The sequence below is a fragment of the Sedimenticola sp. genome, assembly GCF_050289425.1.
Lineage (GTDB): Bacteria > Pseudomonadota > Gammaproteobacteria > Chromatiales > Chromatiaceae > Sedimenticola.
This window is the reverse complement of record NZ_JBNKFS010000015.1, coordinates 24207-48358: the sequence shown is the minus strand read 5'-3', so window position 1 is coordinate 48358 and position 24152 is coordinate 24207. Positions and strand designations below refer to the sequence as shown.

General features: G+C 58.4%; 24 protein-coding genes. 3 read left to right on the top strand and 21 right to left on the bottom strand.

What is annotated here, in order from left to right; all coding sequences use genetic code 11:
• Window positions 1–11: 11 nt before the first annotated feature.
• On the bottom strand, window positions 12–2822 hold the full coding sequence (gene lptD / locus ACQY5R_RS11760; RefSeq protein WP_428608543.1) for an LPS assembly protein LptD: 2811 nt from the start codon (window positions 2820–2822) through the stop codon (window positions 12–14).
• A 255-nt stretch (window positions 2823–3077) separates the two neighbouring features.
• On the opposite strand from lptD, the gene ACQY5R_RS11755 reads away from it, so the two are divergent.
• Window positions 3078–4064 (top strand): aminoglycoside phosphotransferase family protein, encoded by a 987-nt coding sequence (locus ACQY5R_RS11755; protein ID WP_428608540.1) that lies wholly within the window; start codon window positions 3078–3080, stop codon window positions 4062–4064.
• 77 nt (window positions 4065–4141) lie between these two features.
• On the opposite strand, the gene purD is transcribed toward ACQY5R_RS11755, so the two are convergent.
• From purD to cutA, 13 genes are all read right to left on the bottom strand, one after another.
• Entirely contained in the window at window positions 4142–5434 is a 1293-nt protein-coding gene (gene purD / locus ACQY5R_RS11750) for a phosphoribosylamine--glycine ligase (protein WP_428608538.1), read from the bottom strand.
• Window positions 5435–5485: 51 nt separating this feature from the next.
• On the bottom strand, window positions 5486–6262 hold the full coding sequence (gene lpxA, locus ACQY5R_RS11745) for an acyl-ACP--UDP-N-acetylglucosamine O-acyltransferase (RefSeq protein WP_428608536.1): 777 nt from the start codon (window positions 6260–6262) through the stop codon (window positions 5486–5488).
• Between the two features lie 51 nt (window positions 6263–6313).
• A complete protein-coding gene (gene purH / locus ACQY5R_RS11740; protein WP_428608534.1) occupies window positions 6314–7873 on the bottom strand; it encodes a bifunctional phosphoribosylaminoimidazolecarboxamide formyltransferase/IMP cyclohydrolase in 1560 nt (519 codons plus the stop codon).
• A gap of 92 nt (window positions 7874–7965) precedes the next feature.
• On the bottom strand, window positions 7966–8262 hold the full coding sequence (fis, locus tag ACQY5R_RS11735; RefSeq protein ID WP_428608531.1) for a DNA-binding transcriptional regulator Fis: 297 nt from the start codon (window positions 8260–8262) through the stop codon (window positions 7966–7968).
• Window positions 8259–9245: a tRNA dihydrouridine synthase DusB gene (gene dusB, locus ACQY5R_RS11730; RefSeq protein WP_428608529.1), complete on the bottom strand. Its 987-nt coding sequence runs from the start codon at window positions 9243–9245 to the stop codon at window positions 8259–8261. Before dusB ends, fis begins: the two co-directional genes overlap by 4 nt.
• A gap of 100 nt (window positions 9246–9345) precedes the next feature.
• The gene (locus tag ACQY5R_RS11725; protein ID WP_428608527.1) at window positions 9346–10473 is read right to left on the bottom strand and encodes a DUF3426 domain-containing protein; all 1128 of its coding nucleotides are present in this window, start codon (window positions 10471–10473) and stop codon (window positions 9346–9348) included.
• A 16-nt stretch (window positions 10474–10489) separates the two neighbouring features.
• The gene (gene prmA, locus ACQY5R_RS11720) at window positions 10490–11368 is read right to left on the bottom strand and encodes a 50S ribosomal protein L11 methyltransferase (protein WP_428608525.1); all 879 of its coding nucleotides are present in this window, start codon (window positions 11366–11368) and stop codon (window positions 10490–10492) included.
• A 51-nt stretch (window positions 11369–11419) separates the two neighbouring features.
• On the bottom strand, window positions 11420–12760 hold the full coding sequence (gene accC / locus ACQY5R_RS11715) for an acetyl-CoA carboxylase biotin carboxylase subunit (RefSeq protein WP_428608523.1): 1341 nt from the start codon (window positions 12758–12760) through the stop codon (window positions 11420–11422).
• Between the two features lie 14 nt (window positions 12761–12774).
• Window positions 12775–13221, bottom strand: coding sequence for an acetyl-CoA carboxylase biotin carboxyl carrier protein (gene accB / locus ACQY5R_RS11710; protein ID WP_428608521.1), 447 nt, complete (start codon window positions 13219–13221; stop codon window positions 12775–12777).
• A gap of 26 nt (window positions 13222–13247) precedes the next feature.
• Complete coding sequence (gene aroQ / locus ACQY5R_RS11705; protein WP_428608519.1) at window positions 13248–13688, bottom strand: type II 3-dehydroquinate dehydratase; 441 nt, start codon at window positions 13686–13688, stop codon at window positions 13248–13250.
• Between the two features lie 225 nt (window positions 13689–13913).
• Window positions 13914–14435, bottom strand: a complete 522-nt coding sequence (locus ACQY5R_RS11700) for a TlpA family protein disulfide reductase (protein ID WP_428608516.1) — start codon at window positions 14433–14435, stop codon at window positions 13914–13916.
• Window positions 14432–16741 carry a protein-disulfide reductase DsbD gene (locus tag ACQY5R_RS11695; RefSeq protein ID WP_428608513.1) on the bottom strand — a complete coding sequence of 770 codons (2310 nt, stop codon included), beginning with the start codon at window positions 16739–16741 and terminating at the stop codon, window positions 14432–14434. Before ACQY5R_RS11695 ends, ACQY5R_RS11700 begins: the two co-directional genes overlap by 4 nt.
• Entirely contained in the window at window positions 16726–17109 is a 384-nt protein-coding gene (cutA, locus tag ACQY5R_RS11690; protein ID WP_428608511.1) for a divalent-cation tolerance protein CutA, read from the bottom strand. Before cutA ends, ACQY5R_RS11695 begins: the two co-directional genes overlap by 16 nt.
• Before the next feature lie 38 nt (window positions 17110–17147).
• Here cutA and ACQY5R_RS11685 point away from each other — a divergent pair, with 38 nt between their 5' ends.
• A complete protein-coding gene (locus tag ACQY5R_RS11685; RefSeq protein WP_428608508.1) occupies window positions 17148–17594 on the top strand; it encodes an FxsA family protein in 447 nt (148 codons plus the stop codon).
• On the top strand, window positions 17563–18399 hold the full coding sequence (gene murI, locus ACQY5R_RS11680) for a glutamate racemase (protein ID WP_428608505.1): 837 nt from the start codon (window positions 17563–17565) through the stop codon (window positions 18397–18399). Before ACQY5R_RS11685 ends, murI begins: the two co-directional genes overlap by 32 nt.
• 4 nt (window positions 18400–18403) lie before the next feature.
• Here murI and ACQY5R_RS11675 read toward each other — a convergent pair whose 3' ends face one another.
• From ACQY5R_RS11675 to ACQY5R_RS11645, 7 genes are all read right to left on the bottom strand, one after another.
• The gene (locus tag ACQY5R_RS11675; RefSeq protein WP_428608502.1) at window positions 18404–19162 is read right to left on the bottom strand and encodes a YdcF family protein; all 759 of its coding nucleotides are present in this window, start codon (window positions 19160–19162) and stop codon (window positions 18404–18406) included.
• A 3-nt stretch (window positions 19163–19165) separates the two neighbouring features.
• The gene (lipA, locus tag ACQY5R_RS11670; protein ID WP_428608500.1) at window positions 19166–20152 is read right to left on the bottom strand and encodes a lipoyl synthase; all 987 of its coding nucleotides are present in this window, start codon (window positions 20150–20152) and stop codon (window positions 19166–19168) included.
• Window positions 20145–20813 (bottom strand): lipoyl(octanoyl) transferase LipB, encoded by a 669-nt coding sequence (gene lipB, locus ACQY5R_RS11665; protein ID WP_428608498.1) that lies wholly within the window; start codon window positions 20811–20813, stop codon window positions 20145–20147. Before lipB ends, lipA begins: the two co-directional genes overlap by 8 nt.
• Window positions 20813–21085 (bottom strand): YbeD family protein, encoded by a 273-nt coding sequence (locus tag ACQY5R_RS11660; RefSeq protein WP_428608495.1) that lies wholly within the window; start codon window positions 21083–21085, stop codon window positions 20813–20815. Before ACQY5R_RS11660 ends, lipB begins: the two co-directional genes overlap by 1 nt.
• Before the next feature lie 5 nt (window positions 21086–21090).
• Window positions 21091–21996: a D-amino acid aminotransferase gene (locus ACQY5R_RS11655; RefSeq protein WP_428608493.1), complete on the bottom strand. Its 906-nt coding sequence runs from the start codon at window positions 21994–21996 to the stop codon at window positions 21091–21093.
• Window positions 21984–23138, bottom strand: a complete 1155-nt coding sequence (locus ACQY5R_RS11650; protein WP_428608490.1) for a D-alanyl-D-alanine carboxypeptidase family protein — start codon at window positions 23136–23138, stop codon at window positions 21984–21986. Before ACQY5R_RS11650 ends, ACQY5R_RS11655 begins: the two co-directional genes overlap by 13 nt.
• 180 nt (window positions 23139–23318) lie before the next feature.
• Window positions 23319–24134: a septal ring lytic transglycosylase RlpA family protein gene (locus ACQY5R_RS11645; protein WP_428608487.1), complete on the bottom strand. Its 816-nt coding sequence runs from the start codon at window positions 24132–24134 to the stop codon at window positions 23319–23321.
• Window positions 24135–24152: the final 18 nt, after the last annotated feature.

Below are 24152 nucleotides of genomic sequence, written 5' to 3'. Positions count from 1 at the left end.
ATGTGTGTCAATCAGTCGTCAGTGCGATAGCCCAGGATACCGCGTTCCAGGAATTGATCAATCTTGTCACCGAGGCTGGTAAGGCCTTTCAGCTCCAACTGCAGGAACAGGGCCAGGTTGCCGTCGGCGTTTGCATCCGAGCGGTAGTTGCGCACCACAAATCGGCTGACCCAGCAGCAGCTTTCATACTCAATTCCGGCAAAGGTTTCCATGCTCTTTCCATACAACAGCGAGTAGTTCCAGCGTCCCACGGCATGCAGGCTATGGGTAATTGGCCAGCGGGCCGAGAGATCGGTTTGCTCAATCGACCCATTAGTATAGCGATAGGTCAGATTGAGGATACGTTGTTTTTCATCAAGATAGTGAACGCCAAATGCCCCCTGCTCGGTTTCGTTGCCGCTGGCGTGAGGATTCCATTGGATTCCCGCTTGCATTCGCCAATGCTGGCTCAATTTGGTGGCGGCTTCCGCCACAATGGAAGAGCTGTCCTCATTGGTGACGGCGCCGCTGGAGAGCAGTTGGACATCACGGTCCCTGAAGTAGAAAATTTGACCAATACTGGCACGGAAGAGTTCCTCGCCGGTGCTACTGCTCAGTCCGCGCGTGGTGAGCGCGGTCGTCAGTTGATTGGCGTCACCCACTTTGTCGGCGCCGCTGAATCGATTCTCGCGGAACAGGTTGGCGAAGCTGAAGCCCAAATTAGAGGTGTCGAAATCGGGTAAGGCGCTCTGATCCTTTTTAGGCGTGTAGAGATAGAACAGGTGCGGCTCGAGTGTATGGGTAATGGCGTTGCCGAACCAACTGCCACTCCGGTCAAAATAGAGCCCGCCATCCAGGCTTAAGGTCGGTAGAGTGCGGCTTGGATTATCGCTTAGTCCCACAGTTTGATTATCCAGGCTGTACTGGGTGTGGCGCAGGCTTAACTTGGGAGTAAAAAAGCCCCAGGGGTGTCGCATCGGCAGACTGATGCCGGGTTGCAGGTCAAATCGTTCGCCCTTTACCTTGCTGCTGGATTCGTGACCGAAGTGAACGTATTCCGTGTGCAGGTGATAGGTTAGTCCCATTGCTTGATCCGGTTTCTCCAGGTTCAGCTGTAGCTGCGGGAGCCGGCTGTAAGGACGATCATTGATAGCGATGCTGCTGTCGATGGTCTGAAATTGTTGAGCTCGGCCGAGGAAGTTCCAGCCATCTCCGTTGTAGGTGATGTCACCTCTGCGCTCCTGGTGTTTTGCGCTGGTGGCCGCCAGGCTGGTGCCGAGGTCATCGAGGTAGTCGTTATCGGAGACGTAGTTGAGGTTGATGTCGTAGCTCCAGCGTGGTACGGGTGTGCCACTGAGCAGGAGATTGGCGGCACCGCGGGTGTCATTTTCCGTCGTCGTCCGCTCGCTGTCGCTGGGGAGCAGTTCCGCCCTGATCTCACCCTTATGCTTTTCCGTCAGATAGCGGAATTCACCTCCCAGAAGGATGCCGCGCTTACTCATGATGCGCGGCGTAAAGGTGGCGTCCATATTGGGCGCGATATTGAAATAGTAAGGGATGGAGGCATCCGCGCCACTGTTCTCGGAGGTCCCGATAGACGGAGGCAGAAAGCCCGATTTTCTCCGGTCGTCTATTGGGAAGCTGGCGTAAGGGAGGTAGATAAAAGGCACACCCTTGAAGCGGAGTTTGGCGTTGTGGGCGACGCCTACCCCTGTCGATTTATCGATCTCCAGCTCTTTTGCCTCGATTTGCCAGTCACTGTTTCCGGGAGGGCAGGTGGTGTATTGGACATCAGTGTAGTGGGATTGGTCCGCATTCAACAGTTCTGCGCTGCTGGCGTTACCTCTGGCCAATGGTTCAGTCAGGCGAAATTCGGTTTGGTCGGCATTGCCTTGCTTCGTTTCCAGGTTGTAAAGCATCCTGTTGCCGGTGATGCGTAATCCGGGTTGCTCCAGATAGACACTACCGTCGGCATCCAGGGTATTGAGGTCTCTCAAATAAGAGACGTGGTCGGCTTCGAGTCGCTCATAACCTTGTTCTACCTGGACATTGCCGGAAAAGTCGGCGCGATTCTCATCGCGATAGAGGTCGGCCCCGTCTGCTTCAATATGGGTGCTGTCATCGGTGACCGATGCCAGAGGTGGTTTGGTCCTGAAGGACTTTACACTGCATTGATTCCAGTCCAACCCACGGTCGATACGCGCTACGCTCTTTGCGGATGAAACATTTGCCAGTGATGTCTCGGGGCGCTGAGTTATCTCGGGTGCCGGTGCGACGGATTTGACTTCGGGTGTCACGGGAGTGGGTTCCTCCCGAGCGACCACCGGTGCCGATTCGGCAGTTGTTTCCGGCTCCTCCTGGGTGGATGGTTGGGACGATTCGGGCGCAGGTTCTGTTTCTGAATTATCAGTCGTGCTGGCGATCTCGGCGCTGGATCTTGCGGACTCCGTTTCAACCGGTACCGGTGTTACGGTGGGTTTGGCGGGTTCGGGAGAGGCAGGAAGCTGTTCCGATGCGATGGCTGTTTCGCTGTCGGGTTGTTGTTCCGCCGGTTGTTGCGCTTCCTCACTAGCCGTTTCCGGTGTGACCGCTACGGCCTCTGATACCTGAGGCTCAGTCAGCGGTTTAACGATTGCGCTCCCCAGAGAGGATTTTTCTACAGCGCTATCGCTGCTTGAGGGTGGGTTGTCCTTGGGTTGTTCGGCGATGACCGGTTCCGGCGGGACGGCGACGCCATCCTGGAAGCACTCCCAACCACCGTCATTCGAGGCGCGGCAATCCCATTTTGAGGCGGCTTGCGCGGCAGGAACCAGTAGCAATCCACTGATAGCAAGCGGTAGCATCCTTCTTTTTCCAGGCACGGCAACTCTCTGATTATTCTGATTTGGTTGGATCGGTACGGGCAACCTGTGGTCAACCGTACCCTGTGCCGCTCCCCTGGCGGCCCACCCCGACGTCCCAAGAATGGGAAGCCGTGGCAAGAGCCGCATAAAATCGCATAGAATCGCTTTTTCTTCAATGGCCGCAACGACTTTCAAACTTTTCCCGAGCGCTTTTTACGGGAATGGAAGATGGCCTGCCGCAATATGGAACCGGTTATGCCAAAAAGAGAACAAGCCCTGACCTGCTGGTTGACGGAGCAGGTAGGTCTGCGGGAGATTTGCATCGAACCGGCATCCGATGATGCCAGTTTTCGCCGCTATTTCCGCGTTACCTTGCCGGATGGCACAACCCGAATCGCCATGGATGCGCCGCCGGAAAGGGAGGATTGCGCGCCATTTCTGCGCATCGCCGAGCAGTTGTCTGCAGTCGGGCTGCATGTGCCGGAGATTCATGCGGCAGATACCGAGCTCGGTTTCATCCTGCTGGAAGATCTCGGCTCGGTGCACTATCTCGATCGGCTAAATGATGTGTCGGCGGATCGGCTCTATGGCGATGCCCTGGCGGCGCTGGCGATCATTCAGTCGGTCGGGCCACGCCAAGGGCTCCCCACTTACGATACGGAAATGTTGCAGCGGGAGATGGCTCTGTTTCCGGACTGGCTGCTGGGCCGCCATCTTGGCCTCGCTTTGAGCGAGCAGGAACAGTCGGCGCTGGGTGACGTATTTGGTCTGCTGGTGGCGAGTGCGCTTGAACAACCCAGGGTGTGTGTGCATCGGGATTACCATAGTCGCAATCTGTTGGTGTGCCGCTCACCCAGTCCCGGGATTCTCGATTTTCAGGATGCGGTAGTGGGGCCGGTCACCTATGACTTGGTATCGCTATTGAAGGACTGTTATGTCGCCTGGCCAACTGAGCGGGTGCAGGCATGGGCGATGGGGTATTTTGAGTTGGCCGTCCAGTCGGGGATATTGTCGTCCGCGGATGAGGGGCGTTTCCTGCGCTGGTTCGATCTGATGGGGGTGCAGCGGCATCTGAAGGCGAGCGGGATATTCGCACGCCTCAACCATCGCGATGGTAAGCCTGGCTATCTGGCGGATATCCCGCGCACCTTGGGGTATATCGTCGAGGTGGCCAACCGTTATCCAGAGCTGACGGCGTTGGGTGAGTTGATCGAACGGCGGGTACTACCCGGGCTAACCTAATAACACAACGAGATTCCGCCCTTCCCTCGTTCCCACGCTCAGCGTGGGAACGCATGCCCGGTAGCGTCAAGGGCCGTTTATTCGCTTGCCTGCTCCCGGGCTACCGCTCTATAGCCGATGTCGGTGCGGTAATAGACGTTGTCCCAGTTGATTTCCCGTACCAGGGCATAGGCGCGCTCCTGGGCTTCGGCCACGCTGTCACCCAGGGCGGTGGCGCAGAGTACGCGTCCGCCGGCGGTCACCACATCGCCGTCTTTTTCGGCGGTACCGGCATGAAATACTTTTTCTCCCTCAACCGGCAGGGTCGGTAGTCCACTGATCACATCGCCCTTGCGATAGCTGTTCGGGTAGCCGCCGGCAGCCAGCACGATGCCGAGGGAGGCGCGTTCATCCCATTCGGTATGCTCTTGGTCCAGGGTGCCATCCAGGGCGGCTAGGCAGTGCGCCACCAGGTCTGACTTCATGCGCAGCATGATCGGTTGCGTCTCCGGGTCACCGAAGCGGCAGTTGTACTCCAGTACCTTGGGTACCCCGTCGGCGTTGATCATTACCCCGGCATAGAGGAAGCCGGTATAAGGGAGCCCTTCGGCGGCCATGCCCTCCACCGTCGGTCGGATCACTTCGTTCATGATTCGCTCGTGCGTGGCCGGTGTCACGACCGGGGCCGGGGAGTACGCGCCCATACCGCCGGTATTGGGTCCCCTGTCGCCGTTGTCCCGCGCCTTGTGGTCCTGGGAGCTGGCCATGGGCAGGATGTGCCGGCCATCTACCATAACAATGAAACTGGCTTCTTCTCCGATCAGGAACTCCTCGATAACCACCCGGTGCCCGGCTTCGCCGAAGCTGTTGCCGGAGAGCATGTCCCGGACCGTGGCTTCGGCCGTGGCCAGGTCATGGGCAATGATAACGCCCTTGCCAGCGGCCAGCCCGTCTGCCTTGATGACGATCGGGACGCCGACCTGGTGCAGGTAGCCCAGTGCTTGATCCACATCGGTGAAGTTGCCATAGGCGGCGGTGGGAATTTGATGGCGCGCCAGGAAATCTTTGGTGAAGGCCTTGGAACCCTCCAATTGGGCTGCCCCTTGGGTCGGGCCGAAACACTTCAGGCCGGCGGCCGTGAAGGCATCCACCACGCCGAGTACCAGGGGTGCCTCCGGACCGACAATGGTCAAGCCGATCTGCTTTTCCTGGGCAAAGGCAACCAGCGCGTCGATATCCTCCACCCCGATCGGTACATTCTCCATGCCCGGCTCCAGCGCCGTGCCGGCGTTGCCCGGAGCCAGAAAGATCTTGTCCGCCAGCGGGGACTGGGCGGCCTTCCAGGCCAGTGCATGTTCGCGGCCACCGCCGCCGATGATCAGGATGTTCATGTTGATTTGCCCTGCATGGTTAAAGCTGGAAATTTTATCAATGATCTGTGCCTAGCGATGTGCCGTTACGCCGCGGTCGCTCTGTTCGAAAAAGCGCAGAATGTTGTCACTTTCCGGGGTGCCGGGGTGAGTTTTCAGTTGCGCCAGGGCCTGGCTGGTATTCAGCCCGGCGTGATAGAGGATTTTGTAGGTCTGCTTGATGGCGGCGCGGTTTGCCGACGGTATGCCTGCACGCCGCAATCCGACCGTATTCAGACCGATTACCCGTGCCGGGTTGCCGTCGCAAGTGACATAGGGCGGGATATCCTTCACCACCTTGGCACAGCCGGCGATCATGGCGTAGTCGCCGATAAAACAGAACTGATGGATGGCGACCAGTCCGGAGATAAAGATCCGCTCGCCCAGTTCCACATGGCCGGCGACGGTGCTGTTGGGACCGAACACATTGTGGCTGCCGAGTCGGCAGTCGTGCCCGGCATGGAAACCGCACATAAAATAGTTATAGTCACCGATCTGGGTGCCCCCCTCGGTCTTCACGCCACGGCTGATATTGACCCCTTCGCGAAACTGATTGTAATCACCGATCAGCAGCGGACGGCTCTTCTCCGGGTTAAACCCGAGATCCTGGGGCTCGCAGCCAAGTACCGCGCCATGACAGACTCGGTTGTGTCGACCCAGGCGGGTACCCTGGAAGATGCGCACCCCGCTCTCGATCCGGCAATCTTCGCCGATGACGACATCGGCCTCAATGATCGTATAGGGGCCGACCGTTACCGACGCGTGCAGTTGGGCACGCTCATCGATGATTGCAGTGGGATGAATATTCATGGTGATTGAACTATAGCGGGTATCCTCCACCGGATACCCGCTGGGTGAGAGTTAGTGACGGAAGTGGCGCATGCCGGTGAAGACCATGGCGATGTCGTGTTCGTTGGCGGCAGCGATCACCTCATCGTCACGCATCGAACCGCCGGGTTGTATGACCGCGCGAATGCCGGCTGCGGCGGCGTTATCGAGGCCATCCCGAAACGGGAAGAAGGCATCCGATGCCATCACCGAACCCGGTACCACCAAGCCGGCCTGTTCAGCCTTGATGCCGGCGATACGGGCTGAGTTGACCCGGCTCATCTGTCCGGCACCGACACCGATGGTCATGCCGTCCCTGCAGTAGACGATGGCGTTGGATTTGACGAATTTGGCTACGCGCCAGCTGAACAGCAGCGCCTCCATCTCAGCTTCACTGGGTGCCCGTTGGGTCACCACCTTGAGTTCGTTATAGAGCTGCAGATCGGCGTCCTGCACCAGCATGCCGCCGTTGACCCGTTTCATCTCCTGGCGGTGGCAAGTCTCCTTGTCCCAGTTGCCGCAGGCGAGCAGTCGTACGTTCTTTTTTTCGGCGACGATCGCCACCGCCTCGTCCGATACCTCCGGCGCGATAATCACTTCCACAAACTGTTTGTCGACGATGGCTTGGGCGGTCTTGGCGTCCAGGGTTTGATTGAAGGCGATGATGCCGCCGAAAGCCGACTCCGGGTCGGTGCTAAAGGCGCGCTCGTACGCCTCCGTCAAGTCGCTCCCGAAGGCGACGCCACAGGGGTTGGCGTGTTTGACGATGACGCAGGCCGGCGCCTCGTAGAACTGTTTGACACACTCCAGGGCGGCATCGGTATCGGCGATGTTATTGTAGGAGAGCTCCTTGCCCTGTAGTTGACGGGCGGTGGCGATGCAGGCTTCTGCCTGGTCCCGCTCAACAAAGAAGGCGGCTTTCTGGTGCGGGTTCTCGCCGTAGCGCATGGTCTGAGCCTGACGATACTGCAGATTTAAGGTGCGGGGGAATTCTGCGGTCTCTCCCCCCAGCCGGGCACCCAGGTAATTGGCGATAGCGCCGTCGTAGTTGGAGGTGTGTTCAAAGGTTTTAACCGCCAGGTCGAAACGGGTGGCATCGCTGACACGGCCGCTATTGGCATCCATCTCCTGCAACACCCTGTTGTAATCCGCTGCGTCCACGACGACCGTGACATCCTTATGGTTTTTGGCCGCCGCACGCAGCATGGTGGGGCCGCCGATATCAATGTTTTCGATCGCGGTAGGCAGATCGCAATCCGGGTTGGCGACGGTCTGCTCGAACGGGTAGAGGTTCACCACGATCATGTCGATCGGGGCAATATCGTTATCGGCCATAACGCCGTCGTCAATACCGCGTCGCCCGAGAATGCCGCCGTGGATTTTTGGATGCAGGGTTTTGACCCGGCCATCCATCATTTCGGGGAAACCGGTATGGGCCGAGACCTCGGTAACGGGGATCTGCTGCTCCGCCAGCAGGCGGGCAGTGCCGCCGGTGGAGAGAATCTCTATGCCCCGTTGATGAAGCGCCTGGGCAAATTCCACGATACCGGTTTTGTCGGAGACACTAATGAGGGCTCGGCTGATTGCTGTCATTATCCTGATCCTGCTCTGCTGCTGGATGATTAATGGAAACGCGGCCGACGGGCCGCGTTAGGGGTTAATTGTTACCATTTCCTAAACCGGCTTCAGTCGAGATCGTAGAGAGCCAGTTTCTTTCTTAGCGTACTGCGGCTGATGCCAAGAATCTCCGCGGCGCGGGTCTGGTTGCCCTCGGTGTGGTTCATGACGGTTTCAAGCAGTGGCTGCTCGACCTCGGCTAGTACCATTTGGTAGATATTGGCGGCGCTATGCCCGTCCAGTTGCCTGAAGTAGCTGGCCAGGGCGTCCCTGACGCATTCGCGCAAGGGCTCGGTTGCCTTATTCTTAGCCACGGTAAAGTGTGGCTTGTTCGATTCTTGCGCCAGTAAGGCGTCCATCGTCATGCTGCCCGCTCCTTATTTATGGCCAACTGATCAAAAAAATCCACGATCAGGGCTTTTTGTTTTTCCGTTGAGTCGGTTGTGTTAATACGCTGTCTGAAAAGCGCGCCCCCCGGCTGGGTTTTGCTGTACCAGGCGATATGTTTACGTGCAATGCGCACCCCCTGAAACTCGCCGTAAAAACTGTACAGGTTCCCCAGATGTTCCAATAGGATATCGCGAATCCATGCTGGATGGGGAGCGGAATGTTTTTCCCCCGTCGCCAGGTAATGAGAGATTTCGCGAAATATCCATGGTCGCCCCTGGGCGGCCCGGCCAATCATAATAGCATCGGCGCCGGTCTGTTCCAGCACCTTTTTTGCTTTTTCCGGTGAATCGATGTCGCCATTGGCGATGATCGGGATGGAGAGGGACTGCTTGATGGAACGGATCGTCTGGTATTCGGCCTGGCCTGAGAATCCGCAGGCGCGGGTGCGTCCATGTATGGCCAGGGCCTGGACGCCGCTGGCTTCGGCGATACGGGCAATCTCCAGGCCGTTGCGGTTTTGCGGATCCCAGCCGGTGCGGATCTTCAGGGTTACCGGTACCTCCACCGCCTTTACCACGGCGTCGAGGATATGTCCTACCAGAGGTGGGTCCATCAGGAGCGCCGAGCCGGCCGCCACTTTGCACACCTTCTTCGCCGGACAGCCCATATTGATGTCGATGATCTGGGCGCCATGTCCGACATTGATCCGGGCCGCTTCCGCCATGGTTTGGGGATCGGCGCCGAGGATCTGTACCGCTATGGGTCCGGGTTCACCCTCAAAGTCGAGGCGACGCACCGTCTTGCGGGTACCCCGCAGGGAGGAGTCGGAAGAGATCATTTCGGACACCGCCATGCCGGCGCCAAGACGACGGCAAAGCTGCCGGAACGGCCGATCCGTCACCCCCGCCATCGGGGCAACCAGTAGATTGTTGTCGAGTTGGTAGGGACCAATACGCATCGTCTTTACAAGGCCGATTGATTCTGGAGCGGTCGTGAAGAGAATCGGGTATGGTACGACGATCCGTCGGGAGGGACAAGCGCTTAGCCCGGCACCCCCATCAGTGAAAATCGAATTGGAATCCCACGACTTTGTCGCCGGGATCTTCCAGTTCCAGGCGCAGTGTCTGGGGGATGCCCGGTTGTAATAGGCCCTTTGTGCTGTCGCGGTACTCTTCCGGGTGGAAGCTGCGCCGCGCTATCAAGCCTCCATCCCTATCCAGCAGGCTCAGCTCGAGCAGTGGCCAAGCTTGGGAGAAGTCGGCGTCATTACGCAGTATTAACATCACCTGAAGGGCATTGTCCTGGTCCGGGTGGCTGGTGATGGCGCGGGATACCACATGTAATTTATCCGGTGCATGGCGCGGTGGCAGTTGGCACAGCAGCAGATCGCAGGCGCTCTCCAGAAATTGCCGGCCGGCGGGGTACTGGAGCAGGTGATCGCGCCCAAACCAGACGAGCTGTCCCAGTGCTAACAGTAACAGCAGCAGGATGGAGAGAGCCCAGGCAACTGTGCCGCGTCTGCCGGGTCCGCTGTTACCCAGGGTCTCTTCCAGGGAGAGTGGCGCCGTTTCTGCCGGTTGGAGTTCCGGCAGATCATCCGGGATCGGAAAGGGTGGCTCGTAAGCCGGGGCAGGATCTTCCGCGTGCGGTTCTGCAGTTTGCGGCTCGGTGTCGGGATCAACCGACTCCTCTATCTGCGGTGTAGCCAGTAAGGCTTCGTCCGTTGTGTCGGGCGTGTCTTCGACGGTCGGGTGGAGCTGGGAGTCGAGCCCGATCTGAACGCTGTCCATTTCCGGGTCGTCAAAGATATAGATCGGTTCGAACGGGTCGCGCTCGTCATCGGACGCCAGCTGTACGATGTTATCCGCTTCTTCCGGATCCGGATCCGGAATCGCTTCCTCGGGCGTGATCTGCAGCGCCTGCAGCAGTTCGGTCAAGCTACTTTGGATCTCCTGTCGACTCTCCTCGTCCGGTGAGTCAAACGGCAGTTCCAGGTTTTGCTGCTCGGGAAAATCATCGATGAAACGGGATTCAGGCCAAGCCTCGTCCGAGTGCGGTTCGCGCAGGTTATCCAGGGCGCTGAACACCTGGTCGCAGCGGCAGCAGTGCGCCTTCCCGGCGGCGGCTTTTAACTGCTCAGCGCTGATGCGAAACAGAGTTTGGCAGTGTGGGCACTGGGTGAACATGATTAGCCGGATTGACTCACTTTTTATATCCCTCCAGCAGTATCCACTCTTCCTGCTGTTGCGGTGGACTCATCATAAATGATTCGGCGTAAACCTCGCTGACCCGCTCCGCCTGTTCGCTGAGAATGCCGGAGAGAATAATGCGGCCACCCGGTCGGGTCAGTCCGGTTAGCAACGCCTTCAGTTCGATAAGGGTGCCGGCCAGGATATTGGCCATGACCAGATCTACCGGATGATCGGGCAGATGGCCGCTGTCACACAACTGCAGCCGCTCTAGGACCCCGTTCTTTTCGGCATTGGCCGCTGTTGCCTGAATCGCCTGCAGATCGTGATCGGTGGCAAAGACTTTTTTGGCACCCAGTTTCAGCGCGGCCACGGCGAGGATGCCTGAGCCACAACCAAAATCGATCAATTCCAGCTGCTCCAACGGAGTGCGATCCAGCCACTGCAGGCAGAGCGCGGTAGTGGGGTGGGTACCGGTGCCAAAAGCGAGTCCGGGGTCCAGTTCGACGATGACGGCATCCTCCTGATCCGGCCGCTTGCCTTGCGGGCAGATCCAGAGGCGCGAACCGAAGGGCATAGCATGAAAATCGTCCAGCCAGGCCCGCTCCCAAGCCTTATCTTCCAGTACCTCGAGCTCCAGGGTCAGCGTTACGTCGCTGTTGAGTGTCTGGTTGATGCGCTGGCGTAGTTCGTCACTGTTGATATTGCCTTCGAACAGCCCGGTGATTCGGGTGAGCTGCCAGAGGGGCAGTTCACCCGGTTTGGGCTCCAGCAGCGGCTCATCTTTAGCGTCCTCTAGGGTGGTGGCGAGGGCGCCAAGACTTTCAAACAGCAATTCAATCAGCGGTGCTTGCGCTTTGCTGGTAGTTAGGTGGGCCTGTATCCAGGGCACATTCAGCTCCTGCGGGCAGGACCGATAATGCCAGTCCTGCCCGCTTCAGTTTTAGATACCCAGCTTTTTTTCCAGGTAGTGAATATTGGCGCCGCCCTTGGCAAATGCTTCGTCCAGCATGATGCGTTGCTGCAACGGGATGTTGGTCCTGATGCCGTCGACCACCATCTCCGAGAGGGCGGTTTTCATGCGGGCGATGGCCGAGTTGCGGTCTTCGCCGTGGGCGATCAGCTTACCGATCATGGAGTCATAATGGGGCGGTACCCGGTAACCATCGTAGATGTGGGTGTCGACCCGAATACCCGGACCGCCCGGTATATGCAGATGGGTAATGTCTCCGGGGCTCGGCATGAAGTTGTCCGGATCTTCGGCGTTGATCCGGCACTCGACGGCGTGGCCGCGTATCTGGATATCGGACTGCCGGTAGGCGAGCGCTTCACCGGCGGCAATGCGCAACTGTTCCTTGACGATGTCGACACCGGTGATCATTTCGGTCACCGGGTGTTCCACCTGGATGCGCGTATTCATTTCGATGAAATAGAACTCGCCGTTTTCATACAGAAATTCGAAGGTGCCGGCGCCCCGGTAACCGATGCGGCGGCACGCTTCGGCGCAGCGTTCTCCCAGACGGTTACGCAGCTCTTCGGAGATGCCGGGTGCCGGTGCCTCTTCCACCACTTTTTGATGACGGCGCTGCATGGAGCAGTCACGTTCACCCAGGTGGATAGCGTTGCCGTGGGTATCCGCCAACACCTGAAACTCCACATGGCGCGGGTTTTCCAGGTATTTTTCCATATAGACGGTGTCGTTGCCGAAGGCGGCACCCGCCTCGGCGCGGGTCAGGGAGATGGCGTTAAGCAGTGTCGCTTCAGAGTGCACCACACGCATGCCGCGTCCGCCGCCGCCGCCCGCCGCCTTGATGATGACGGGGTAACCGATGTCAGATGCCATCTTAAGCGTCTTGCGCTCATCGCCGTCGAGCGGGCCGTCCGAGCCCGGAACGCAGGGGACGCCGGCCGCCTTCATGGCTTCAATCGCGGTGATTTTATCGCCCATCATGCGGATGGTTTCCGGCTTTGGTCCGATAAAGATGAAACCGCTCTCCTCAACGCGTTCGGCGAAATCGGCGTTCTCCGACAAAAAGCCATAACCGGGGTGAATGGCTACGGCATCTGTTACTTCGGCGGCGCTAATAATGGAGTGGACTTGCAGGTAGCTGCCGGCTGAGGGTGGCGGTCCGATACAGACGGTCTCATCCGCCAGCCGTACATGCTTCAGGTCCCGGTCCGCTTCGGAGTGCACCGCGACGGTCTTGATTCCCAACTCACGACAGGCCCGTAAGATACGTAGGGCGATTTCGCCCCGATTGGCGATGACGATTTTTTCGATCATAGCAGCAGGGGCCTTTATTCGATGATAAACAGGGGCTCGTTATATTCCACCGGCTGGCCGTTCTCCACTAGGATCTGGGTAATGACGCCGGACTTGTCACACTCGATTTGGTTGAGGATTTTCATGGCTTCGATGATGCAGAGTGTTTCGCCGACGCTGACGTGCTGACCGATTTCCACGAAAGCTTTGGAGGTAGGCGTAGGTGCACGGTAGAAGGTGCCGACCATGGGTGAGCGGATCGGATGGCCTGTCAGTTCGGTTTTCACCTCGGCGGGTGTATCATGTGAAGTTACCGGTGCGGCGGCGACCACCTGGGGTTGGGGGGCGGCCATGGCCATAACCGGCGCCGCCGAACTGGTACGGCTGATACGTACAGACTCTTCCCCTTCATGTATTTCGATCTCGGCAACATCAGACTCTTCGATGAGTTCGATCAGCTTTTTGACTTTTCGGATATCCATTGTGGTTATAAATCTCGGTTCAGTGGCTAGATGCTGAGACGTTTGAGGGCGGCGGCCAGCGCAAGCTCGTAGCTCTGCACTCCCAGCCCGCTGATAACGCCTTCAGCGATGTCGGAAAAATAGGAGTGCTTGCGGAATGACTCTCGTGCATGAACATTGGAGAGGTGCACTTCTATAAAGGGTATTCCCACCCCGAGCAGGGCGTCACGGATGGCCACGCTGGTATGGGTAAAGGCAGCAGGATTGAAAATGATGTAGGCGATCTGCTCGTCCCGGGCACGATGGATACGTTCGATCAGCTCGTGCTCGGCGTTGCTTTGGGTGAAAGTCAGGTCATGGCCGGCGCCTTGGGTGAGGCCGATCAAGCGTTGTTCAATGTCGGCCAGTGTGTCCTGGCCATACAGCTCGGGTTCCCGGGTCCCCAAAAGGTTCAGGTTCGGTCCGTTCAGTACCAGGATGGTCGCCATGATTGTTCACCTAGAGGCAGATGCTGTGCAGGGGTGCCACACATTTGAAACTGCTGATGTATTTATTCGAAATTCAGCGCAAATTCTGACCGAGCGAAACCAGTTTGTCCAGATTTTAACGAAGATCACGTCAAGATCGGCGAAAATTAACAGGGAATTAAAATATTTATGTAGCGGTAGTGTGAAGCGGCGCGCAGCTTTTGGAGATATTTGCCGCCAGGAAATTTAGAGCAGGGGGGCGAGCTCCTGCTCCAGCACGCGGCGGCTCATCTCTCCCGCCTGGATAAACCGGGTTTTACCCTGGCGGTCAAAAATGGCGGTGAAGGGCAGGGAGTCAAAGCGGTTCCCCATTCGGTTGGAGAGTTTTATGGCTTCCGCATTGCCGATTAAGATGGGGAAGTTGATGTCATAAACGTCGACAAAGTCTTGCACCATATGCGGGTCATCAATGGCGATGCCGACAAACTGCACCCCTTGGTCGGCATAACGCGTTTGGGTCTCGACGAACAAGGGCATCTCCTTGCGACACGGAGGACACCAGGTGGCCCAGTAATTGACCACTATCACTTTACCCTGCCAGATGCGGCTGTTTTGCTGTTCACCGTCCAGGTTGGCAAAACTGAATGCCGGCATCTGGGCTTCTGCGTTGCCGGTCAGCTTTGGTTTCGGCCGCTCCTGTTCGCAGCCGAGTAGCAAGCCGAGGGTCAGCAAGAGCAGGCCGGTCGACCAGATGAGAGGCCTGTTCATTTGAAGGCCTTCGTCACATGTCGACTAAATTCATCCGGCCCCATGAAACCGATCACGCGATATCCCTTTCGTTCTTTACCATCCCGACCGTAAAACATGATGCTGGGTGGTCCGGGTAACCCGAAGTGCCCCTGTAGCAGGGCGACATCCTGTTCGTCATTGGCCGTCACATCGGCTTGCAGCAGGATGGCGCCGGATAATGCGGCTTTCACTTTGGCGTCACTGAAGGTGTAGCGTTCCATCTCTTTGCAGGAGACGCACCAGTCGGCGTAAAAGTCGAGCATGACCGGTTTGCCGGCGCTGCTGGCCGCACGGACTTCACGCTGCAGATCGGCGACGTTTTTGATCCGCTTGAATTGCAGACGGCTCTCTTCAGCGTTACCGCTGGCTGCCATCAAGCCCCGCAGTGGCTGTACGGTATCCTTGCCGCCCGCTGCGGCACCGACCAGCATCAGGGTGCCGTAAATCAATACCACGACGCCGAGGCCTTTCCAGAGGCGATCCCATCCTGATGCTTCCACTTCCAATTCGCGTAGTGCGCCCATGTAGATGGCGCTCACCACCAACAGGACTCCCCACAGCAGCATGGCGATTTCGGCCGGGAGTATCCGCTCCAGCAGGATGATGGCCACCGCCAACATGCCGACACCGAACACGGCCTTGACCTTGTCCATCCAGCTGCCGGCCCGTGGTAGGTACTTGCCGGCTGAAGTGCCGATGATAATCAGTGGGGTGCCCATACCCATGGCCAGGGCAAACAGCGCCAACCCACCGAGCAGGGCATCGCCGGTCTGGCCGATGTAGATCAGTGCACCGGCCAGTGGTGGGGCGACGCAAGGCCCCACAATCAGGGCGGAGAGAAAGCCCATGACCGCTACACCCAGCAAACTTCCGCCGGATTGCCGGTTACTCTTTTCTGCCAGCTTGCTCTGCCAGCGGTTGGGCAGTTGCAGCTCATAAAAACCAAACATGGAGAGTGCCAGCAGGACAAACACCAGGGCAAAGAAGCTGAGAATCCAGGGGTCCTGGAAGGCCGCCTGCAGGTTTTGCCCGAATAACCCCGCCAGTACGCCAGCAGCCGTGTAGGTGAGGGACATGGCCAGCACATAAACCAGTGAAAGGATGAATGCCTTGTGTGTGGTGATGCGACTGCCCTGGCCGGCGATGATGCCGGAGAGAATCGGGATCATCGGAAACACACAGGGGGTCAGGGCGAGCGCCAGACCGAGACCAAAGAACAGCACGATCACCAGCCAGGAATTGCCGCCGGCGAGCGTGCTGGCGATCCGGTCCAGTTCGGATACCGGCTCGACGGGGGCTTCGATCACCGGGGGTGCGGATGTCTGGCTCTCAATCAACGCCTGTTGTGCCTGCGCGAGTGCTGACGGCCTTTGTGCGGTGGACAGGGCCGGGAGCGCCAGGGAGAAGGTTTTACGGATTGGCGGGTAACAGACGCCGGCCTCTGCGCACCCTTGGTAGCCGACGCGGAGCTGGATTTCGCTGGCGCTGCGATTGCTGCGGATCAGCGGCAAGGGGAGATTGATCTCGTGGTGATAGACCTCCAGGTCACCGTAGCTGCCGTCAGGCTTGAGGGCATTTTGCTTGGTCTCGGCGGGGGGTAACCGGTACGGGCCGATCTGCACCCCCTCGCCATTCAGCAACTCTATCCGGATCTTGTCTTGGTAGAGGTAGGTTCCCTCGGCGATACGCCAGATCAGACGGAGTTGGTCCGGTTGCTCAACCGTGGCTGAGAGTTGGTAGGCCTCATCCGGGGTGAGGATATCGCTCTCTTCCTGCAGCCCCAGTGCTTGTCCCAGGTTACTGAGAGGTGATAAGGCCGCTGGTGACGCAGCGATTGGCGGGAGTGCAACGGTGATGGACTCTTTTTGTGGCGGATAACAGAGCCCGGCATCGGCGCAGCCCTGGGACACTGTGGCCAGCGTTAAGCTATTGTCTGAACCCGCGGCGCGCTCGATTGGTATTCGGATCGATACCGCATGGCGGTACACTTCCATATTGCCAAAGAACTGATCCTGCTTGATTTTCCCCTCTGGAAATTCGGGTTCTCCGAGGGTGATACCGGGGGTCTGGCTGGAGAATCTGATTTTGCTGCGATAGAGGTAGTAACCTTCGGCAATCTGCCAGGTTACCTGGATATTGTTGGCGCCTTCAGCCTGGGCGGTTAGCTTGTATGCCTCCTGCGGAAGCAAGTAGTCGGGTTCTGTTTGGCTAATGGCGAAGCCCGGTAACAGCAGTAACACCAGCAACAGGAATAGCGGCTTCAATCGGGTTATTGTTGTGTGCATTCATCGATCCAGTGGAGATAAGCGGGCAGGCCCTGCTGTACAGGGACCGCGATGATCTCCGGAAGTTCATATGGATGGAGGGAGAGAATGGCCTGTTCCAGTTCCGGATAGCGTGCTCGCGTGGTCTTGATCAGCAACAGGTACTCTTCCGCCGTCTCAAGCTTCTCCTGCCAGGTGTAAACCGATTTTACCGGTGCTGTCATGGTGACGCAGGCGGCAAGTCGCTGGCTGACCAGGTGGCCGGCAATCCTGTCGGCGCTTGCCTGGTCGGGGCAGGTACAGTAGATCAAAAGCTTGTCCACAGGCATGGGCGGAAGATACAGGATTGCCCGGTTGTGCGCAAAATGAAAAGAGGCGGTGGGAGCCATCTTGAATCGTGCGGTTGTGGGGCGTAAGCTCTGCGTCCATGAATCCTTTTGCCCTGCTCCTGCTGCTGTTTGTCGGTATTCCCCTGGTTGAGCTCTATTTCCTGATTGAGGTCGGTTCCCAAATCGGTGCCTTACCGACCATCTTTTTAACGGTGTTCACGGCCGTTCTGGGCGGGGCGCTGGTACGTCTGCAGGGTTTTTCCACCGCCATGCGGGTGCGGGCCGGAATGGATCGGGGCGAGATGCCGGCGATCGAGATGCTGGAAGGGGTGGTCTTGTTGCTAAGCGGCATCCTGCTGCTGTTGCCTGGTTTTTTTACGGATATCGTCGGTTTCCTCTGTCTGGTTCCGCCTGTGCGACGCGCCATGATCGTTTGGTTCCTCAAGCGCTCCGGCACTCTGCGCCCTGCACCGGGGGCGGAATCACAGCCGCCACCGGAAACGCATCGGGTGATTGAAGGCGAATACCGTCGGGATGATGAATGAGTTGCGGATTGCCGCGCCGATCGGTGTGTTCGATTCCGGCATTGGCGGGCTATCGGTACTGAAACAGGTACGCCGGCTGTTGCCGGCGGAATCACTGATCTATGTGGCCGATACCGGTCACCTCCCTTATGGCAGTAAACATCCGGACTATGTAATCCAGCGCTCGCTGGCTATCAGCCGGTTTCTGGTGGAGCAAGGTGTCAAGGCTATTGTTGTGGCTTGCAACACCGCTACAGCGGCCGCTATCGCGGAGTTGCGTCGGCAGTTCGCCCTGCCGGTAATCGGTGTAGAACCCGGCCTGAAGCCGGGGACCGACCTGAGCCGGGGCGGTACTATCGGGGTCTTGGCTACCGCAGGTACGCTGGGGAGCAAAAAATTTCGGCGCCTGGTCTCGGCCCATGGTCAGCAATACAGGGTGATTGTGCAGCCGTGTCATGGCTGGGTGGAGCTGGTGGAGTCGGGAGCCCTGGACGGTTCTGCGGCGCGTGAGCGGGTGGCGTCCCTGGTCACCCCCCTGTTGCAGCAGGGAGCGGATACCCTGGTGCTCGGTTGTACCCATTATCCGTTCCTGGAGCCACTGATTCGCGAGTTGGCCGGTCCGGACGTGGCGATTGTCGACACCGGCCCAGCCATTGCCCGGGAGTTGCAGCGCCGGTTGGCGGTGTCTGGCCTGTTACGGGATGGGAGGGGGCGTGCGTCAGCTTATTTCTGGGCCAGTGGTGAGCAACTGCCGAGTGAGCGGCAGATGGCGCGCTTATGGCAGGCGGGTTGTCAGTGGCAGCGACTGCCGGACGGCGTGCAGTAACCGGCTAGCCCAGATAGCGATACCACAGGCGTCCCAGGTGTTCATGCAGGGCAAAGTAACTATTCAATAGCGCCTTGGCGTCGGGTAACCAGGCATAAAACAGCGGGCGGGAGGTCGGGCCGTGGACGAAACCGGTGGGGGCCGGTTGCACCGTAATGCCCGCTGCCTCAAACACATCCAAGGCGCGCAGCATGTGCCAGGCGTGGGTGACCAGCAAGATTTTGCGAATGCCGAGTCTGTGCAAAAGTGGTTTTAGGGCCAGTGCCTCTTCACGGGTCGTTCGACCCTTCTCTTCCAATGTCAGTACCTTGGCGCCAAACTCCTGTTCCAGGACGGCCTGGGCAAGGGCCGCTTCACTCGGGCCTTCGCTGAGGGGACTTCCACCGCTGGGTATGATGGGCAATCCGCTCTTGTGCGATAGCCAGGCGGCGTAACGCACCCGCTCCAGGTTGAGTGAATTGAGCGTATCCCGGTGGTTATATTCCGGTGCTGCTTCATGGCGTCCCGCGCCCAGTACCACAATGGCTTGGGCGCCGCTGCTGCTTATCTGTGCCTCGGTCAGGGCGGACACCGTCTCCAGGCTGGCCATCAGCTGACCGGATATATAGTTGGTCGACAACAGGTAGAAGGCCGACAGGGTGATGACAAGCAGCAACTTACCGATCAAACGTCGTCCCATCATCAACCCGACTAAGCCCAATAGGATCAATATACCGGGTGGCAGGATCAGGGTTTTCAGCACCCAGACGATCTCCTGAGTCATGGTTTACTCCTTGTTGTCGCGATCGAGTAGGGGGTTGGCCTGCAGATCGGCGTGATAGGAAGAGCGGACCAAGGGACCGCTGGCGACGTTGGAGAAGCCCATCGCCTCACCCTCCTGGCGCAGTTCATCAAATTCCCTGGGAGTGACAAAACGATCCACCGGGAGATGGTCCCGGCTGGGTTGCAGATATTGTCCCAGGGTCAGCATATTGACCTGATGGGCACGCAGGTCACGCATCACGGCCAGCACTTCGTCGTTGCTTTCCCCCAGACCGAGCATCAGGCCGGATTTGGTCTGTACCTCGGGATGGCGCTGTTTGAATTGTGCCAGCAGGTCGAGCGATCCCTGATAATCGGCGCCGGGACGGGCCTGGCGGTAAAGCCGCGGGATGGTCTCCAGGTTGTGGTTGAATACATCCGGCTGGATGTCGGCGAACGCCTCCAGCGCGACCGGGATGCGGCCGCGGAAATCGGGCACCAGTATCTCGATGCGGGTATCCAGATTGCGGGTGCGCAGTGCACGGATGCAATCGACAAAATGCCCGGCGCCCCCATCGCGCAGGTCATCCCGATCCACCGACGTGACCACCACGTAGCGTAACTGCATCGCCTGCACCGCCTCGGCCAGTTCCAGCGGTTCGTTTGGGTCCAGCGGGAGGGGTTTACCGTGGGCGACGTCGCAGAAGGGACAGCGCCGGGTGCAGATATCTCCCATGATCATGAAAGTGGCGGTGCCGTGGCTGAAACATTCCCCGAGATTAGGGCAGGCCGCCTCTTCGCACACTGAGCTGAGTTTGCTCTGACGCAGAATCTTCTTGATCTGGCTGACCCGCTCACCACTGGGCATCTTTACCCTGATCCAGTCCGGTTTGCGCGGCATGACCCGGGTCTGCTCCACCTTAATGGGGATGCGGGAAAGTTTTTCACTACCGCGCTGGTGGGTATCGGGCGTGGCCCGGGAGGGGGCGTTGTGGTCTTCGAGTTTACTCATGGGAAGTGATATCGCCTGTCGTCTGTTCGTCTTGATTGTAGCCGAGCCGTCCTAATATGTGGCGGGTCAACTGCTTGCCCACGGTAAATAAGGCCGCGGGTTGGGTCAGATCACGCATTTGGATGACCTGGAGATCGGGGTAGCCACAGGGGTTGATACGACTAAAGGGTTCCAGGTCCATGTCGATATTGAGGCTGAGTCCGTGGAAGCTGCAGCCATGGCGTACCCGCAAACCCAGTGCGGCGATCTTGCTGCCGTCCACGTAGACGCCGGGGGCATCCTGTCGGGCATAAGCCGCAATACCGTACTCCTGCAACAGATCCACAATGCTCTGTTCGATCAGCGTCACCAACTGGCGTACGCCCAGTCCATGCCGGCGCAGATTGAGCAGCAGGTAGGCGACCAACTGTCCCGGTCCATGATAGGTGACTTGTCCGCCCCGGTCCGTTTGGATTACCGGTAACTCTCCCGGATCGAGCAGGTGCTCCGGCTTGCCGGCTTGTCCCAGGGTAAAGACCGGTGGGTGTTCCACCAGCCAGATTTCATCCCGGGTGTTCGCATCCCGCGTGGCGGTGAATTGCTGCATCTCCCGCCACACGATTTCATAGGGTTGCTGCCCCAGCGTCTTGATCAGCGGTGGTAGGGTGGTATCAGGCGTCATCAGAGACTCATCACCACATCTTGATGTCCGGTGAGGTCGTAATAGATGGCGTCCAGCTGTGCCTTGCTGGTGGCCTGAAAAGTGACGGTAACCGATAGGTATTTGCCATTTTTACTGGACCGACTGCGACTGGCATCCTGTGCCAGGTCCGGTACATGGACTGAGACGATCTCCACCACTAGCGCCTCAAAGTCGGGGTGGCTGGATAAGCCCATGGCCTTGACGGAAAATTCGCAAGGGAATTCGAGTAGGGTATCTTTCTGTTCGCTCATCGGGTTCAGGAGAGTGGCTGGCCTGCTTGCAGCAGGGCTTTATATTCGCCGTAGAAACCGGCCATGCGGGCATAGATGGGGCCGGGTTTTCCGTTTCCAACCGGTTGATGATCCAACATCACCACCGCCATCACCTCTTTGGTCGAACTGGTCACCCAGATTTCATCGGCGCTGTGGAGCATCGCTTCGCTGATGGCTTGCTCACGGTAGGGTAAGCCATGCTGCTGCGCCAGCTCCAGCACCAGATCCCGGGTGATGCCCGGCAACAGGTGGTCGCTTTTGGGTGGAGTGATCAGTTCGCCTGCCTGGACGATAAACAGATTGCTGGTGGCGCCTTCGGTGGCTTGGCCGTCGCGGATCAGAATCGTTTCCGAAGCACCCCGATCCATCGCCTCGCTACGCAGTAATACATTGGCCAGCAGGGTGATGGCCTTGATGTCGCAACGCAGCCAGCGGTTATCCTGGTGGGTGACGGCCTTGATCCCCGTTGCCAGGGTGGTGGCATCCGGATAGATCGCGGGTTGGGTCATGACAAATACGGTGGGGCTGATTTGCGGGGGGATGGCGTGGTCCCGTTTTCCACTGGAACCGCGGGTGATCTGCAGATAGATGGATTGGTCGGAACCGGGCAACTGGGCGGTGAGTCGATCCAGGAGTGCCTGCCACTCCGGTCGAGTCAGTGGGTTTTGCATGCGAATGGCGTGTAGGCTGTTATCCAGTCGTTGCAGGTGGTGTTCCAGCCGAAACAGCCTTCCGCCATAGCAGGGGATTACCTCATATACCCCGTCGCCAAATAGGAAGCCGCGATCCATGACCGGTATGGTCGCCTCTTCCAATGGTAAAAATCGGCCATTCAGATAGATTTCCGCCGCCCCGCTCTGCATCGACTTTTGGTCCTCTACTCCAGCCATAGTAAGACGGTATCCTTGGCGATCTGCAGCAGACCGCCCTCGGTGATCGGCTCCAGGGCCACCAACTCCTCTTCGGCAACCGGTTCTCCGGCCAGGGCGATTTTGACCTTGCCGAGTGGCTGTCCCGCACTGACCGGTGCGATGATTTGCGGTTCAATGCTCAGCCCGGCGTTGAGGTTTTTATACTCCCCCCTGGGGATGGTGATATAGAGATCCCGGTTCAAGCCCAGGCGCAGTTGCTCCTGGCTGCCCTTCCAGACCCGGGTGCTGGTCAGCTTTTCGCCGGCACCATAAAGGCGGTGGGTCTCAAAGAAGCGAAAGCCGTAGTTGAGCAGCGATTGACTCTCCTTGGCGCGGGCTTCTTCGCTCGCCGTACCCATGATGACGGATATGAGTCGCATGCCATCCTTTTTTGCGGAGGCCACCAGGCAGTACCCGGCGGATTCGGTGTGGCCGGTCTTGACTCCATCCACCGCTTCATCCCGCCATAACAGTTTGTTGCGGTTGTGCTGTTTGATGTTATTAAAGGTCAACTCTTTGGTGGAATACCACTTATAAAAGTCGGGAAACTCCTTGATGGTGGCACGGGTCACCCGTGCGATATCTCGTGCCGTGGTGTAGTGCTCTTCAGCCGGCAGTCCGGTGCTGTTGACGAAATGGCTGTTCAGCATACCGAGACGCTTGGCGTAATCGTTCATCAGGTTGGCGAATGTCTCTTCACTGCCGGCAACGTATTCTGCCAAGGCGACGCTGGCGTCGTTGCCGGACTGGATAATCATTCCTTTGAGCAGCTCCTCAAGAGGGACCCTTTTCCCCACTTCAATAAACATGCGTGAGCCGGGGGTACGCCACGCTTTCTTGCTGACCAGAACCTGATCCTGAAGCGACACATGGCCATCCCGGATCTCATGCAGTACCACGTAGGCGGTCATAATCTTGGTCAGACTGGCCGGTTCCAGGCGCTGCTCGGCATTGTTTTCTGCAAGCACATGGCCGCTGTCGAAATCGATTAGCAGGTGACCGCTGGCGGCGACGCTGGGTGGAGCCGGAATTGGGGCCGCGGTGGCCGGAAGGGCAAAGAGGGTGATCCAAATTAGGCCGAGCAGGGTGAGGAGGTTAAATCTGATGGTGCGTACAAACATGGTATTCCTTGTCAGTTGCTTGAACCTGAAGCAGCTAGAGACAGCGCAAAACAGGCGAGGTTCTGTCGGATGTCGACTTATTCTAACGCGAATGAGGGGGCAAAACCGCAGTTGATCGCCGATGGGCCGTTTCATCGGGTCTTCGAACGCTGTTTTTGTGCACTGGTTGGTCCCGGGGTATTAATCAATAACGACCTGTGTCTCGATGATGCCCAGCCGGGGCAGGTCGAGGCTCAGCTTATCCACCTGTTCCACGTTGGCCAGGGGGCCGATCTGTACCCGAAATAGCGGTTGCCCCTGGTTGTCGATCTGCTGGATGCGCACTTTTTCGCCCAGTGAACGGGTCAGTCGTTGACTGAGCTGGGTAGCATTTTGTCTGCTGCTGAAGGCGCCAACCTGGATAAATAGGCCAGGAGCCGACGGTTGACTAGCCTGAATAACCGGTCTGGTCGGCGAAGTCGGGGGCGGTGCCTGCCTCGGTGGGGCGCCTGGGTCGATGGCTCGCACTTCCACCAGCCCGGTGCCCTCACCCAGTATACCCAGCTTAGTGGCGGCGGCATAAGAGAGGTCGATCAGGCGATTATCATGGAACGGGCCGCGGTCATTGACTTTGACGATGGCTGTGCGGCCATTGCGCAGGTTGGTTACCTGTACGTAAGTCGGCAATGGCAAGGTCTTATGCGCGGCGGTCATCGCATACATATTGTAGGGTTCGCCGCTACTGGTGGAGTGGCCGTGAAACTTGGTGCCGTACCAGGATGCGATCCCTCTCTCCACATAGCCCCGGCTGGACGGTAGGGTATGGTAGCGTTGTCCCAGCACGACGTAGGACGAGGGATTGCCATGGCGGCTTTGCGGTTCGATGCGTGGGGTGGCATCGGCGATGCTGTTGGGATCAAGTCGCCGAGCCGGCGCGCTGTCATTGCTATCCGGATACCCGGGCAGAATGGAGGGTCTAATCGAGCAGGCGGCCAATAGCGCCGTGCAGGACAGCATAAGCAGGTATCTGGTTAT

Bases quoted from the DNA above. Each gene is read 5' to 3' on its own strand.
- lptD (WP_428608543.1), bottom strand. From the start codon at position 2,822: ATGCTACCGCTTGCTATCAGTGGATTGCTACTGGTTCCTGCCGCGCAA.
- ACQY5R_RS11755 (WP_428608540.1), top strand. From the start codon at position 3,078: ATGCCAAAAAGAGAACAAGCCCTGACCTGCTGGTTGACGGAGCAGGTA.
- purD (WP_428608538.1), bottom strand. From the start codon at position 5,434: ATGAACATCCTGATCATCGGCGGCGGTGGCCGCGAACATGCACTGGCC.
- lpxA (WP_428608536.1), bottom strand. From the start codon at position 6,262: ATGAATATTCATCCCACTGCAATCATCGATGAGCGTGCCCAACTGCAC.
- purH (WP_428608534.1), bottom strand. From the start codon at position 7,873: ATGACAGCAATCAGCCGAGCCCTCATTAGTGTCTCCGACAAAACCGGT.
- fis (WP_428608531.1), bottom strand. From the start codon at position 8,262: ATGACGATGGACGCCTTACTGGCGCAAGAATCGAACAAGCCACACTTT.
- dusB (WP_428608529.1), bottom strand. From the start codon at position 9,245: ATGCGTATTGGTCCCTACCAACTCGACAACAATCTACTGGTTGCCCCG.
- ACQY5R_RS11725 (WP_428608527.1), bottom strand. From the start codon at position 10,473: ATGTTCACCCAGTGCCCACACTGCCAAACTCTGTTTCGCATCAGCGCT.
- accC (WP_428608523.1), bottom strand. From the start codon at position 12,760: ATGATCGAAAAAATCGTCATCGCCAATCGGGGCGAAATCGCCCTACGT.
- accB (WP_428608521.1), bottom strand. From the start codon at position 13,221: ATGGATATCCGAAAAGTCAAAAAGCTGATCGAACTCATCGAAGAGTCT.
- aroQ (WP_428608519.1), bottom strand. From the start codon at position 13,688: ATGGCGACCATCCTGGTACTGAACGGACCGAACCTGAACCTTTTGGGG.
- ACQY5R_RS11700 (WP_428608516.1), bottom strand. From the start codon at position 14,435: ATGAACAGGCCTCTCATCTGGTCGACCGGCCTGCTCTTGCTGACCCTC.
- ACQY5R_RS11695 (WP_428608513.1), bottom strand. From the start codon at position 16,741: ATGCACACAACAATAACCCGATTGAAGCCGCTATTCCTGTTGCTGGTG.
- cutA (WP_428608511.1), bottom strand. From the start codon at position 17,109: ATGGCTCCCACCGCCTCTTTTCATTTTGCGCACAACCGGGCAATCCTG.
- ACQY5R_RS11685 (WP_428608508.1), top strand. From the start codon at position 17,148: ATGAATCCTTTTGCCCTGCTCCTGCTGCTGTTTGTCGGTATTCCCCTG.
- ACQY5R_RS11675 (WP_428608502.1), bottom strand. From the start codon at position 19,162: ATGACTCAGGAGATCGTCTGGGTGCTGAAAACCCTGATCCTGCCACCC.
- lipA (WP_428608500.1), bottom strand. From the start codon at position 20,152: ATGAGTAAACTCGAAGACCACAACGCCCCCTCCCGGGCCACGCCCGAT.
- lipB (WP_428608498.1), bottom strand. From the start codon at position 20,813: ATGACGCCTGATACCACCCTACCACCGCTGATCAAGACGCTGGGGCAG.
- ACQY5R_RS11660 (WP_428608495.1), bottom strand. From the start codon at position 21,085: ATGAGCGAACAGAAAGATACCCTACTCGAATTCCCTTGCGAATTTTCC.
- ACQY5R_RS11655 (WP_428608493.1), bottom strand. From the start codon at position 21,996: ATGGCTGGAGTAGAGGACCAAAAGTCGATGCAGAGCGGGGCGGCGGAA.
- ACQY5R_RS11650 (WP_428608490.1), bottom strand. From the start codon at position 23,138: ATGTTTGTACGCACCATCAGATTTAACCTCCTCACCCTGCTCGGCCTA.
- ACQY5R_RS11645 (WP_428608487.1), bottom strand. From the start codon at position 24,134: ATGCTGTCCTGCACGGCGCTATTGGCCGCCTGCTCGATTAGACCCTCC.